Below are 13,939 nucleotides of genomic sequence, written 5' to 3' on the forward strand. Positions count from 1 at the left end.
ATTCCCCAAAATCAACAGCTATATGCAGACCCAATCATTCAAGTTGATAGAAGCAGAAATGGATTTTGTGAGCAAGAGTACGCTCACAAAATCCTTTCATCAGCGGCTACCAGGTAGCCGGACAAGACTGCTCAGCAATAACCAGATCAGTATTTACGAAGAATATTTAAAAACAGGCAATCTGGAAAGTTACAGTTATGCCATCGAAGCCAGCGCCTCTACCCACATCAGTTTTGAGATCCTCAGCCCGCAGACTCACCTACTTTATCACCTGGATGGGCGCAAACCCGTGCATTATCACCAGCCCCAGATTCAGGAAGAGTTTCTCTTCCGTCCTTTTCACGGTGCATTTTTCTATGCGCCCCTAACGATTATTACCTTACATTTTGAGCCAGGCAAGTATCATATCCAAGGTTTTACATTACCCCTGGAGCTGCTTGACCTGAATGGATTGTCAGGCTTTGATTACCTGGATGAAATTGTGGCCGCCAATAGGCAGCAGCATCCACAATATCGGGTGAGCCTTGATTTTGAGGCCATGGAGCATACCCGGCGTATCCTGGGCGAACTAAGCACCGAGCTGCTTAAAAGACCCCTGATCCCGAAAATATGTATCCTAAAAAAAATTCAGGAGCTGCTTTACTTGAGCAAGGACAAAATGCTCAAAGCAAAGGGCCTATTGCGCCATCCTGATCTGATCGTACATCTGGCACGGGAGCTTATCATCAGTCGGATCGCCGAAAGTGACGATCTCCTATTGATCACCCACATTGCCGAAAGTTTATTTATCGAATCTCAATATCTAAATTATCTCCATAAAGAGCGCTATGGCGTACCGATAACGCATTACAGTAATCAGGAGCGATTGAAAAAAGCCAAACATTGCCTGGAGCAGCATCTATCGATCAAAATAACCACCAGCCGATGTGGCTTTAGTGATCAGTCCAGCTTCTGTCATTTCTTTAAGCGGCATACCGGCCTGACACCGAGTGAATACATGAGATCCCTATTGCCCCCCAAAACCGAAGATTAATTATGGGTTTGACCAAATCAAAGTATGTATTCAATCAAAAACCAGGACATTTTTGCCGCTATCTTAGGATCAATGAAATATATACCCCTAGGACTGGGTGAATTTATAAACAGAAAAGTATGATCAAGCAAGAGCATATACAGCGTACAGGACGAGTCAGGATACATTCTCTCGATGAGAAACCATTCGCCGCGGATTTGAGAACCCCGCGTCGGCAATGGCCTTCACAATTGGTGCAGCGAAAGTACTCCGGCTTGGCTAAGATGGAGCTTTTGCAACCAGCTACCTGTTGCTGTGCCGGCCCTGTACGTGATCGGCATGGACGCAGGTTTACGACATTCCCGCGTGGCGGTACAATAAAGCAATACTCAAAAAGGACTGGCTCAGTAAGGTGTTTCGGCCAGCCCGGCAGAATCTGTGAAACCGGATCTATCTCAGCTATATCTGATTAATTAACAGAAATTGATTGATTAAAATTTTGCAACATGGCTTTATTTCAATTGAACAATCAAAGTGCGCCATCGAATCCTTCAAGCTATTCATTAGCTTCAGGAACACCTTCGTGTGTAGGCGACCAAAACATTTGTACGATCGAAGCTGCAAATGACGGTTCAGGAAGACCAGTACTAGATAGCGCAATTTTAAGTGAAATGGTTACTGCATTGAATACACATTCAAATACAACTAACGTTTCCTTAAAAGACGCTTAATCCCTACCTCTACTGACCCGATTTAGCGAAGGCTGGAATTAAAAACTCCAGCCTTTTGTTATATTAATTATCATCAATGATCAGACAGTCAATTTTGCGCGCCGTTTCTTCAACCGTTAGACCGTTTGCTTCCATGGCTTTTTTCAAACTCGCTAGATCACTTATTTCATATGACGAGACTGCTTTAGTACTTAACGGAATACCTTCTATAATCAGGGGTGGCAGATGCGGATTAGTAACTTCCACAAAAGTCAACCAATTTCCGATCTCCATATCCCCCGCTGATAAGGCATCGCTTTTCTGCTTACTTGGTCTAATAACCCAAACTTTAACATCCCGAGGTTCATAGGTAACACGAATGTTTAGTCTGTTAGTCAGTTCTTTTAACAATGCTCCATGCCTCTGGGAAGCATCCATCTCAAAAGGCCATTCCGAAGAAAAACAAAAAGCATTTTTTTGTGACCAAAAGGATTTAGGGATACTATCAACATTCACAAATCTATCCCGATTACGAACGTTCAATATAATCCGCTCCTTTTTCATCAAGGGCAACTTCCTTTCCAAACCAATCGTATAGAGTACGGCAGGAATAGCATCTACATTGGTCATATGATAGGCTATCTTTTGCGAAGTGCTGTCGATCCGATATTTAAGCGGGTAGCCGATTTTGTAGGGGCCAAACATTGAACTGTAGCTATCCTCCTCCTGTGAATTATCATCCATAGCGGCATCAATTGCAAAGTCATCTTTAATAGGCCATTTGGATAGATCTTTTTTGGTCAATACTTTGTCGATATTATCCATAGTCACCATGTCTTTACCCGTAATCGCTACTACAGTATCCTGATAAATCCAGGCAACGTGAGGAACGCCTTTATGCGGAAACGATTCACTAAACCACTTATCTTCAATCACAATAGGTAGCTTATTCGCTTTCACAAAGTCGTTCTTGCCGAAAAACTTAGCCACAACGGCCTTAGTTTCGGGCGTGACCATCAACACCTGAACCCGATCTTTAAATTTTACTTGAAGATCATTCATAAATGGAAATGACGCTATGCATGAGGTACAGGAAGTGGTAAAAAAATCCAGCAGCACCAGCTTAGATCCAAACTTTTTAACCGGCAACTCTTCCTTGCCATCTAATAGCTTATAATTTTTTTGCCATTTGATAGGATTTCGTATAGACAGTTTTTGTTCCTGCGCCATGGACACTATATTGTTTAAAAGCATGCAACTGATGCAGATATATTTTATAAAATTTTTCATTTTTTATGTTTGTTTTTTAGAAGTGACTAAAAAATTCGATTTATTATCTTGGATTTTGCTGAATAGTACTAGCTTGGTTAACGACCCTTATCGGAATAAGAAAGGCAAAACGGAGATCACCCTTGGCTAATTCAAAGGTTTGATCGCCTAGTTTTCGGCTTAATTTCACAGCATACTCCGTTTCGGTACTGAGACGTTTGATATCCATCCATCGGGTATTTCTCAAGATGAGGGATTTGCGCCGTTCATTCAAAATCACCTGCTTGGCTTTCACAGGCCCCTCGTTCTTGATATCTACATAGCTATTCGACATCCAGCGCTTACGCAACAGGGTATTGAGGGCCTGCAGTCCCAAGTCAGACTGATCGGTCCTTACATAGGCCTCAGCGAGAATCAGGTATACCTCATCCATCGTCAGCCCGCAAAAGGAAAATGAATTTTGGGCGCCGTCAAACTTTCCTTTAAATACGGTTTTACCCTGTCCGTCCATCGAAAAATAGATCTTCTTTCGAAGGTCATTACCCTCGTATGAACTGTACAACAAAGTGTCAACGAAGCATATACTGGGCGTCAACGTCACGTTGGCACCAGTAACCGCATGGAACAAAACCTCTTTATTGAACAACTCAAAAGGTGTCAGTGAAGAGCTATTCAGCTGATTATAATCTATCAGTTCATTGTTGATAGCCAAGCATTCTTTGGCAGCATTCAATGCCAAAGGCCAGTCCTGCATGATCAATGCCACCCGCGCCAAAAGCGCGTAGGCGGCGGCTTTGGACGGCAGCGTCTTGACTGTCGTCTGCGCCGGAAGAAGATCTATAGCCTGCAGCAATAGATTTTTGATTTCGACATACGAGCTTTCGAGACTTGCCCGATAGGATATTTCGTCCACATTGGGCGAATTGCGCAATACAATACCCAGCAAAGACGGTGCTGTATCCTTGTTGTATGGAAGTGTAAAGGCATCTGCAATTTGCTGATAAGCAAAAGCTTTGAAAAATAGCGCCTGCCCTTTGATCAGATCATACTTAGCGGAGTTATCACTCCGATTCAATCCCGACAAGATGTCGATCACCTGATTGGCTATCGCCACCACTTTATAGCTAGCCTGCCAGTTTATATAGTTGACATCGAGCTGCGCGTCCCAGATATAGATATTCCTTTCGGCTACATTTGTAAACGCTTCAAAACTGGCCTTTTCAAGGTAGTAGTTATCAGCCGCAGCTTCGGGAATTGCAGCATAGGCTGAATTCATGGCGGAGCGGTCATTCAATAATGATTCAGCATCTTCCAAGCTTGAGGGTACCCTCATTTTAGCATCGGGCTTTAGATCCAAAAATTTGGAGCAGGATACAAACAGTATCGCTATCATTATAGGAGCAAATATTTTTAAGTTCATCGTTATCGTTTTAAAATCCAACATTAAGACCAAAGGAGGCTGAGAAAGGCAGTGGGGTAGCATCCCGATACTCTGGATCTATTCCATGTTTATTGGCCCGCCAGAGGATAGTATTCATATTCTTCAAAAAAGCGGATACAGAAAGAGACCGGATACCCTTCCATTTGCCCAGGTCATAGGACACAAAAATATCCTGTAACCTGATGTGGTCACCTTTGACGACCACTGCATCTGACTTCTGAAAGAAGCCATCCCTAAAGGAATCCATCGGATATTTAAGCGACGGAATGTCTGTCGTTAACTCATCACCTGGATTCTGCCATCTCAGCGCATAGTCCGGATGCCCCATACGTGAATCCGCGGCATTGATCTGCGAAAATGTGCTCCTAAAAAATTTGAAGCCAAAGCGCCCCTGTATATTCAAGCGCATGGAAAACTTGCCCACCACGAATTCGTTGGCGATATTGCCGTAGTATATCGGTCTCCCCGGGCCCAGGTCCACCAGGTTCTCTGTGCCGCCATATAAGATTGACATATAATCTTTTGACAGCTCACCGTTTAAGTAACCCTGCGGATCACCCGTATTCGGATCTAGCCCAGCAAAAGGAAAGGCTAATACAGCAGCTTCATCATGTCCTTCCAGTAGATATGAACCAGCGGAACCCGAATTATATACATACGAATCTGCAGTAGGCAATTTGTAAGGGTATCTGACCACCTTTGTCCTATTTTTACTCAACAATATCGTCGATAGCCAAGAGAAACTGTTGTTCCTGATATTTACAGTATTCAAGGTCAATTCATAACCCTTTGAACGAAACTGTCCCCCATTCTTTATCATACTTTCATATCCGGTCGTGGGATCGAGCTGCATATTTGCCAGTAGGTCTTTTACATTCCTGACATACCACTCAAATGATCCGGAGAGTCTGTTATTAAATGCACCGAAATCTACTGCGAGATTTATGGTCTGGGTACGCTCCCATCTGAGCGAAGGATTGGCGGGCGTAGCAATATTGGCATACCTTAAACCCGTAAGTAGATCATTACCTCGATATTCAATGATCGGCAACGCAGCATAGCTACCATTGACCCTACCTGAAAAACCGTATGTCGCCCTAAGCTTGAGCAGATCTATGTTGTCATGTTTTAAAAATGATTCTTTGGACACAATCCAAGCCGTTCCAGCAGACCAAAGCGGTTGCCATTTTTCGTTAGCTTTTACCCCAAGCAAATTCGATGCATCCTGCCTGACACTACCGTTCAGGATATACCTTTCTTTAAACGTATAATTGGCATTTGCAAAGGCAGATAGGTACCTGTTGGTGAGTTGCTCAAAAATAATCCCATCCTGAATACGCGATCCACCAGTTTTCCGATTTAATGTCGGAAACAAGGAAACAAAATCCATGGGTGCGTATGACAGCGTATTCGCGTCATAGCCATAGATAAGCCGATCATCCAATTGGTAATCTTTTTGTCTTATTTCTACACCTGCTAGCACATCCAATTTACTTTGAATATTGTTTAAATCAGCGCTATAATCCACCTGTATTCTACCTGTATGGGCGCTAGAATACCGACTTCCTTTGGAAAGAATTCCTCCAAGCGGAACGGGTGTCTTGAGCACCATTTTGTCGTTGTACTGTGTAAACAGATTAATCCGATTACGTGCACTGAAAGTCCCTTGCCCTACCCAATCGTCCACTGCTGACAAGACAGTCTGGTAAGCATATATCCCCTGAATATTTAGTTTGGGCAGAATTTTGTAGGATACATTCAGGTTTATCATCAGATCGCCCGTTCTATATTTATTAAAATTATCTGCCCTTTCTTTTAACGGGTTGTAGCTCCAGTCCAACAGTTTGCCATTTCCAGCGGTATCGCGGTATATCTTGCGATATGGTACTGCATCAGAGGTAATGAAATTACCATGATCATCTGCCAATCTGAGATAAGGCCATTCCAATCCAATGGTCGAGTTTTGGTATGAAACCTCCTGATTCATACTGTAGTCCCTTGCCTTCACATGGGTATAATTGATATCTGTATTCAGACTTAAATTCTTGACCGGATTAGACTTAACGGAAACGCGGAGAGTCTTACGGTCATTTTCTGAATAATATTTAGAATTTTTATTATCATCCAGACCGGCAGACACATTATAGGCTATTCTAGCGTTACCACCGGATAAGTTAAGTGAATACTGCTGCATTACAGATGGTCTGTAGACATATTTATTATAATCATCCCTGATATCGTACGTACGGTATTCATCTATCAATCTATTTCCATCCGCTACAGTCATTTCCCCTTTCTTCATTTTATTCAGGATTTCGACAACAGGCGTCAGCGTAGGGAAGCTGGTCTTATTATTTAGTTTGCTATTAAAATAGCCGTTGTTGAATAGATAAGTCTCGTAATCTATAAAATCGGTACTTTTCATAAAAGGAAGCGCATATATATCTGGCCGCTCCTGAATAGTTAGGTTGCTGATCAGAGTAAGCCTAAAAGGGCTATTATAGTTTCCCTTTTTAGACGTCAGGACAATGACACCACCACCGCCATTAGTACCCCAGATGGATGTCGCAACTGCATCTTTCAGCACAGATACAGACTCAATATCATTGGGATTAATATCTCTTAGATCACCTTCAAACAATACATTGTCCAGGACAATGGTTCTGGATGTTGCACCCACCATTGCCGTTCGACCTCTATTTTCAAAATTAAATTGAGGTAAATCCGCATATTGATTCTGATCACCCCACTGATAGTCTTTTTCAAAGCGCGTGCTCACACTCGCATTTTCTAACCGATCCAAAATGGAAGTACCCATGCGTTTATTCAAAAGCTTGTTGTCAATAAGCTCAAATGAACCCGCAGCTCGCTCTTTTGGTATTTTTTGGAAACCGGTGTTCACCACCTCCACCTCGTCCAATTGATTCTCCAATGGTATCAATTTTACAGTCAATGATACTCCGGCTATATATGGTGTTTCTAAACGCTTGAATCCCACATGGGAGAATGAAACTATACCTTTAGGATTGGAGACTGGAACTATAAAAGACCCGTCATTTTTAGAAGAGGCTCTCCCCTTTTCACCTTCGACCCGGACAGACACACCTTGGATCGGCTTACCGTCGGAAGAAGACACGACGGTACCGCTGATGGATAACAACCCATCCGCCCCGCTGTCCTTGCGAGGCGTCTGAGCCAATAAACTAAACATAGAACTTAGAAGGATGATTATTACAAAAAATATAATCTGTATTGTTGGAATGTTAACTACCTTACCCAATAAGGCAGTTAACGATTTTGATTGTTTCGTCATCTGCTTATTGTTAAGATCAGTCTACTATTCTACCAAAGAATTCATGGATCCGCTTGGTGATCTCTAGCTCATCCAGACTACTCTGCGTGGTTTCAGCACCGGATATATCCAGCTGACTGATGTCAATATGGTCCGTATGCACATGAAAGTATGCGATCAACAACCGCATCAGATCAACAGCGAATATCTGCTTATGGCAGAGCTGCACGATGTTGCCACTTTTCTTATACGCAGGCGCGTGTTTCAATATGGTATTGATCGTATTCTGGATGGTATTGATATCGTATTTTTCCCAAAAATCGGCGATCTTATCTAAGGGATTATATCCCTGATCGTGTACTTGGTATATGGCTAGCTCGAGGGCGAGCACATTTGAATATTTTTGATTCATTTTTAAGGTTCATAAAGATGACTTGAGCCTTGCTCCATCTATTGTAAAGAGCATAGCATCCCCCATTTGCGATTTTTCGCATTCCAAAGAGGTGTCATTGCAGGGAATTCACAGTCCTTGCAGGTGTCACAAATTAAGAATTAACAAAATCCCGAAAAGCACCTCAAAACGATTACAAAGCATTGATTAGGGGGACATTATGGCGCTTCCTGTCGGGAAAGATAAAAAACCGACCTGTATATTATAGAAAAACTATACAAAAATTCCTTTATTTATTTGGAACAATAAATATTAAATGCTAATTTTAAGTTGTTCACGCTTGAATAGAGCAATTAAATTTATTATTAACCTGATCACTCGGGAATGTTGTATACAAACAGATCGGAAAACCTCGGACAAGAGAGTACTTATTATATCCTATCGGCACATCAAAAATTGGCGATAGCAGCCCTCTCCTATTTCGGTTTTTAATAATTTAATAAACTATTCGGGTGCGCGGATTGCGTTCTTTATGGGAATAGTGTGTTCAAACCGATGGCTTACCTCCTGGAGGTATCCTGTGGTTTTCTGAAGGGCTTTTACTTTTCGTTTTATCATAATCTAATTGTGGTTATAAAACGATTCGACCCGGAAAACTTAAGAAAAAAGTGCGGCTAAATAAACCAGTTGGCGCCTCGTAACTTAAGTTCATGGTTCCGCCAGAAACCTCCTTCTCATCCGAAGATTCAAAGGTCGCCACAAAAGTTAACGAGGAACGCCATACTGGAATATTGTGCTAATATAAACAATTCCAGCAATAGGCGATCACTCGGACAACTCGTGGCAATCTGGCGGATTTAGAACGAGTCGACATCGTTAGTGTTGGATCGCTCCTACACTCAGTGTCGCTATAAATACAAAACAAAGATATATAAATAATTAGAAATAGACAAATTAATCGAATTCTATTTTATTAAATTTTATGGAGAATTCCAACGAAGGTAAATTTAGGAAGAAAGCTAAGGAATTTAGGTTGCATTTTAACCTCTCTGAGGATGATATTGATCAATTGCTTAAGGAGAAAGGCTTAGTGTATTCAAAGGTAGAATCTGAAAAAAGGACAATTACTTTGGAACTGGCAGAAAGCTACCCATTAGTAGTATACGGTATTGAGTATTGCGTGTTTAAGAAGGACGAGACAACGTTTCCTGAATATGAAAAACTCCCGGAATCAACAAAGACATTGCTTGAAAGTAAAGCGAATGCAGGCAATAAAGTAGGTGCGAAAGGAACCAAAAACAAAGCGAGCTATGTTGTAATTGTGATTAAAGATTTTAAGATTGGTCATCAATTTACCAATTCCGATGTTATTTCTAAACTACCTCCTCCTCTCAATCTTGAAAAAGCAATAGACTGGAATAAAGGAATATTGAAAGGACTCGTTAACAATACAAAAACTTCAAAGTATTGGATAGACGAAAAAGGAGAAAAACATAGAGAGGCTATTTATGAAATGGTTCAAGAAGTCCCATTTGAACTTTTAGAGAAAGCTAAGAAAGGGATAGGTTAATGAAGATTAGGTTAAACCAGATATTTTCTACTGAAAAATCAAAGGATTATATAAATTGGATGGAGTTAACAAGAGGTAGGCATGAAAAATCGTTAAACATAGCAAAAGGAATAGAATTTTTTAAAAAAGCCAACGATCGTACTCCGGTAATAATTTTTCATATAAATCCTCATAAAGAAGATCAAGATCAAACTCCATGGCGTGATTTGAGTTTTCAAAAAGATGGCAGGGTAATATATAATGGTGATAATAAAAATGCTAAACTTAAAGCTCACGAGCCAAGAGGAAATAAAAAAGTATTGGACTTAATAGAATTATACTTTAGCTCTAATAAACACGAAAGGATGAAAGCTCCTCCGATAATTGTTACTCGAACGGTAAAAATTAATGGGAAAACAGGGTTTAGGGAATTTCTTGGGTATGGGTTGATATGTACAAGTCCGAGATTAGTGCAACAATACGAGAAAGGTAATAACAAAGTTTTCTCAAATTACCAATTTGAAGTAACTTTATTATCGTTATCTCCACAAGACGAATTTGATTGGAGTTGGATAGATGATCGAAGAGACCCAGAACTAGATGAATTAAATGCGAATAAAAAAGCTCCTGAGCAATGGTTGAGATGGATAAATTATGGAAACGAAATTAGTGACCAAATTCAACTTAAAATTAGATCGTATAGATTAGTCAGTGAGATGGACCAAAGGGCAATGCCTTTAAAGAACCAAAAGATTATTGATGACCTGCTTAATAAGTTTTATCCAGATAAAAAGGATGGAATTAGATTTGAAGCATTAGCTTCTTTTGTAACGAAGTTGTATTTTGATAATTATACTTATGACAGAGGATGGATAACTGTGGGGACTGGAGATAGGGGTGTAGATTTTGTTGGAAGGCTTGATCTCGGTCATGATTCATTTTCTAGTAATTCAATCATTGTGCTAGGACAGTCAAAGCGTTATAAAGGTTCAGTCTCCGGCGAGAAGTTAACGAGGGTAGCATCTAGAATGACAAGAGGTTATATTGGTGTGGTTGTAACTTTAGGGACATTTACTCAACAAGCACAACAAGAAATAAAAGACGATCAATTACCTATAATTTTAATAAATGGAAAAAAGGTGTCAGAATTACTATTAAACTATATGAATAAAACACGGAAATCACTTGCAGACATCGTAGCAATTGAGGATGAGTGGGCAAAAACCAATTTAAAAACATTACACTATAGCTCTATTATCGATGAATTATAGTGGTAAGTCATCAAACTCCTTCTTACATTGTCGAAGAAGGTATTTAATAATAAATTTTAAGTGAGAGAGTTTTATTTTAATATATAGATGGGCTAGTATTGTATTTAGCTAAAGTTAGTAGAAGATGAAGTTTATAGATTTGTTTGCGGGAATAGGTGGTTTTCATAAAGCACTACATGAATTAGGTCACGAATGCGTATTTGCAAGTGAACTTGATCCTATTTTGAGAGAAATGTACAAAATAAATTGGGGTGAAAATGTTAATATACAAGGGGATATTAAAAAAATAGTTAAAGACAGACTGAATGAAATTCCAGATCATGATATTTTGTGCGCTGGTTTTCCTTGTCAGCCATTTTCAAAAGCAGGAAAGCAACTTGGTCGAGATGATGATAGGGGAACTTTATTTGATGAAATAATTAAGATCTTAGAAGCAAAAAGGCCAAGATATTTTATTTTAGAAAACGTTCGTTTCATCGCCAAACATAATAATGAGGAAACATGGAAGGCAATGAAAATAGAATTCGATAAGTTAGGTTATGTTGTTGACCATAAAGATTACTCCCCTCATGACTTTGGAATACCGCAGCACAGGCAACGTATTTTTATTGTAGGTGCATTAGGAGAAAATGCACTTTCCCATTTTGACTTTAAAAATATTGATAATAACAAGAAAAATATTGTAAACCTAAATGATTTTATTCAAAAGAGCCCAATTAAAGCAAAACTTTTACCGGAAGCTAATCAAAATTGCATAAAGTTCTGGCAGAATCTAATTGATAGCTTACCAAAAAATGCAGAATTGCTTGGTTGTCCCATATGGGGAATGGAATTTGGGGCAGACTACCCTTTTGAAGAAACATATCCACATTTACTTTCAGAAGAAGAATTAGGCAAGTATAAAGGAAATTTTGGTATTCCCTTAAAAGGATTATCTAAAACGCAACAATTAGCAAATTTACCAAGCTACGCAAGAGTTGAAGATAAATTCCCAGATTGGAAACAACGTTTTATCCGCCGGAACAGAGAATTTTATGCTAAATATAAAGAATTCATTCAAACATCTGTAGATAATATAGCAAGCTTACCTTCACAAAGTTGGCAAAAATTAGAATGGAATGTTGGTAATTCTGAAAGGAAAATTAACAACTATATTTTGCAATTTAGAGCTTCTGGAATTAGAGTCAAAAAAGCAGATTTTTTTCCCTCTCTTGTTTGTACAAATACACAAATTCCAATAATTGGTTGGCAAAATCGCTATATAACAAGAGAAGAAGGGTTAGAATTACAATCACTAACAGGTCTGAAATTACCAGAAAACGATAATGCTGCTTTTAAAGCATTGGGAAATGCAGTCAATTCGAAAATAGTAAAATATATAGCTGCGGAACTTCTAATAGAACCTCTAAATTTAGATTATTGTTTAGAAAAAACCAATCAAATTAATTTCACTTAATATTAGACTATGAGCCAACAAGACAAGGTAAATATTAGGCCACAGGTAACAATGTTATCCGTGCTAAAACATATTGAATATGAGATTTGGTTTGCGTTGGCTGAATTTATAGATAATGCCATAGATAGCTATTTGAAAAATGAAAAAAAAATCAAGGATCTTGATGGCAAAAATTACCAATTGGAAGTCAAAGTTGAAATAAACGAGTCTGAGAATAAAATCACCATTCGAGATAATGCTGGTGGGATTGGGAAAGCCGATTTCCCAAGGGCATTTAGAGCTGCGGAAGTACCTCCAGATAACTCGGGTCTATCCGAATTTGGCATGGGCATGAAGTCTGCAGCTTGTTGGTTTGCAGACAATTGGTGTGTTACAACGACTGCTTTAGGAGAAGATAATGTTAAAAAGGTTGAGTTTGACATGCGGAAGATTTTTGAAGATAAATTAGAGGAATTAGTTGTCGATGTTAAATCATGCGAAATAAATCACCATTATACCATTGTCGAACTCTATAATGTCAATAGAATTCCGAGGCGTAAGGGAATTGCTAAAGTAAAAGATCATCTGCGTAGTATTTATAGAGAGTTTACTCGTAAGAAGATATTAAAACTAACTCTTAATGGTGAGGAACTAATTTTTACAGACCCCAAGATCTTGAATGTTCCAAAATACAGTGATCAATCCGGGGAGTCAATTCTATGGCGTAAAAATATCAATTTCGAAATTGAGACAGGATTAAGCGTAAATGGATTCGTAGCAATTCGTGAAAAAGCATCTACTTCAGAAGCTGGCTTTGCACTTTTTCGCAGAGGGCGCGTGATAGAAGGGAGTTTCGATCAAGGATTTAGACCTGATTTTATTTTCGGAGCTCCCAACAGCTATCGTTTCCAAAGAGTTTTTGGTGAGCTACATTTAGAAGGATTTAATGTGAATTTTACCAAGAAAGGTATACAATGGGATGAAAATTTGGATATATTTTTACGTCTCCTAAAAGATGATATAAGCTCTAAAGAATTTCCACTTTTAACGCAAGCTGAACAGTATAGAGTAAGAGCGACCGAACAAGAATATAAAGTTGCTTCCAAAGTACTCAATGATACTGTAAACGATTTTGAAAAAAAAGCTCCACAAGCTATTGAAGAAATAATTAGTGATACTTTAACCTCTGATATAATAGATAAAAAAGACTTAACAGAAACTAGACAAACTTTACATCGTGAATTTGACATACGATTCAATAGAGCAGATTGGAAGATCACTATCGAATTATCGTATGACCCTTCATTAGTCGAGTTAATAGAAATCGGAGACAATTTTATAAAAGAAAATAATGGGAATAATTCAATAAGGCAAATCGGAATAAGGCTTTCTCTAACACACCCTTTTATGATTGATTTTGTTGGTGCTGACACTAATAAGATCGAACCAATACTTCGTATTGCAGCTGCATTTGGATTATCAGAAATTATAGCAAAAGATTGTTATAAACATCAAAGTGAAGTTCGTAGGAACTTTAATCAATTAATCTCAAAATTATCAAACTAAGAT

Annotated in this window: 10 protein-coding genes; 6 read left to right on the forward strand and 4 right to left on the reverse strand. The window is 39.1% G+C overall.

Annotated elements, in window-relative coordinates:
- The first annotated feature begins 22 nt into the window (after window positions 1-22).
- Entirely contained in the window at window positions 23-1,033 is a 1,011-nt protein-coding gene (locus AC07UV_RS00655; RefSeq protein WP_495182333.1) for an AraC family transcriptional regulator, read from the forward strand.
- Window positions 1,034-1,518: 485 nt separating this feature from the next.
- On the forward strand, window positions 1,519-1,743 hold the full coding sequence (locus AC07UV_RS00660; RefSeq protein ID WP_495182334.1) for a hypothetical protein: 225 nt from the start codon (window positions 1,519-1,521) through the stop codon (window positions 1,741-1,743).
- Between the two features lie 63 nt (window positions 1,744-1,806).
- On the opposite strand, the gene AC07UV_RS00665 is transcribed toward AC07UV_RS00660, so the two are convergent.
- The 4 genes from AC07UV_RS00665 to AC07UV_RS00680 are packed head-to-tail and all read right to left on the reverse strand — an operon-like array spanning window position 1,807 to window position 8,136.
- Window positions 1,807-3,012 carry a TlpA family protein disulfide reductase gene (locus AC07UV_RS00665; protein ID WP_495182335.1) on the reverse strand — a complete coding sequence of 402 codons (1,206 nt, stop codon included), beginning with the start codon at window positions 3,010-3,012 and terminating at the stop codon, window positions 1,807-1,809.
- A gap of 43 nt (window positions 3,013-3,055) precedes the next feature.
- Complete coding sequence (locus AC07UV_RS00670; RefSeq protein WP_495182336.1) at window positions 3,056-4,411, reverse strand: RagB/SusD family nutrient uptake outer membrane protein; 1,356 nt, start codon at window positions 4,409-4,411, stop codon at window positions 3,056-3,058.
- 10 nt (window positions 4,412-4,421) lie between these two features.
- A complete protein-coding gene (locus AC07UV_RS00675) occupies window positions 4,422-7,745 on the reverse strand; it encodes a SusC/RagA family TonB-linked outer membrane protein (RefSeq protein WP_495182337.1) in 3,324 nt (1,107 codons plus the stop codon).
- Between the two features lie 16 nt (window positions 7,746-7,761).
- Complete coding sequence (locus AC07UV_RS00680; protein WP_495182338.1) at window positions 7,762-8,136, reverse strand: hypothetical protein; 375 nt, start codon at window positions 8,134-8,136, stop codon at window positions 7,762-7,764.
- Between the two features lie 961 nt (window positions 8,137-9,097).
- On the opposite strand from AC07UV_RS00680, the gene AC07UV_RS00685 reads away from it, so the two are divergent.
- From AC07UV_RS00685 to AC07UV_RS00700, 4 genes are all read left to right on the forward strand, one after another.
- Entirely contained in the window at window positions 9,098-9,685 is a 588-nt protein-coding gene (locus AC07UV_RS00685; RefSeq protein WP_495182339.1) for a hypothetical protein, read from the forward strand.
- Window positions 9,685-10,935, forward strand: coding sequence for a restriction endonuclease (locus AC07UV_RS00690; protein WP_495182340.1), 1,251 nt, complete (start codon window positions 9,685-9,687; stop codon window positions 10,933-10,935). Before AC07UV_RS00685 ends, AC07UV_RS00690 begins: the two co-directional genes overlap by 1 nt.
- Window positions 10,936-11,059: 124 nt before the next feature.
- Entirely contained in the window at window positions 11,060-12,391 is a 1,332-nt protein-coding gene (locus tag AC07UV_RS00695) for a DNA cytosine methyltransferase (RefSeq protein ID WP_495182341.1), read from the forward strand.
- 9 nt (window positions 12,392-12,400) lie between these two features.
- Entirely contained in the window at window positions 12,401-13,936 is a 1,536-nt protein-coding gene (locus tag AC07UV_RS00700) for an ATP-binding protein (protein ID WP_495182342.1), read from the forward strand.
- Window positions 13,937-13,939: the final 3 nt, after the last annotated feature.

It is taken from the genome of Sphingobacterium sp. GW821-FHT03E03 (genome assembly GCF_059420745.1).

Excerpts from the sequence above, each read along its gene's own strand:
- AC07UV_RS00700 (WP_495182342.1), top strand. The coding sequence starts at position 12,401 with ATGAGCCAACAAGACAAGGTAAATATTAGGCCACAGGTAACAATGTTA.
- AC07UV_RS00670 (WP_495182336.1), bottom strand. The coding sequence starts at position 4,411 with ATGAACTTAAAAATATTTGCTCCTATAATGATAGCGATACTGTTTGTA.
- AC07UV_RS00660 (WP_495182334.1), top strand. The coding sequence starts at position 1,519 with ATGGCTTTATTTCAATTGAACAATCAAAGTGCGCCATCGAATCCTTCA.
- AC07UV_RS00655 (WP_495182333.1), top strand. The coding sequence starts at position 23 with ATGCAGACCCAATCATTCAAGTTGATAGAAGCAGAAATGGATTTTGTG.
- AC07UV_RS00665 (WP_495182335.1), bottom strand. The coding sequence starts at position 3,012 with ATGAAAAATTTTATAAAATATATCTGCATCAGTTGCATGCTTTTAAAC.
- AC07UV_RS00695 (WP_495182341.1), top strand. The coding sequence starts at position 11,060 with ATGAAGTTTATAGATTTGTTTGCGGGAATAGGTGGTTTTCATAAAGCA.
- AC07UV_RS00680 (WP_495182338.1), bottom strand. The coding sequence starts at position 8,136 with ATGAATCAAAAATATTCAAATGTGCTCGCCCTCGAGCTAGCCATATAC.
- AC07UV_RS00675 (WP_495182337.1), bottom strand. The coding sequence starts at position 7,745 with ATGACGAAACAATCAAAATCGTTAACTGCCTTATTGGGTAAGGTAGTT.
- AC07UV_RS00685 (WP_495182339.1), top strand. The coding sequence starts at position 9,098 with ATGGAGAATTCCAACGAAGGTAAATTTAGGAAGAAAGCTAAGGAATTT.
- AC07UV_RS00690 (WP_495182340.1), top strand. The coding sequence starts at position 9,685 with ATGAAGATTAGGTTAAACCAGATATTTTCTACTGAAAAATCAAAGGAT.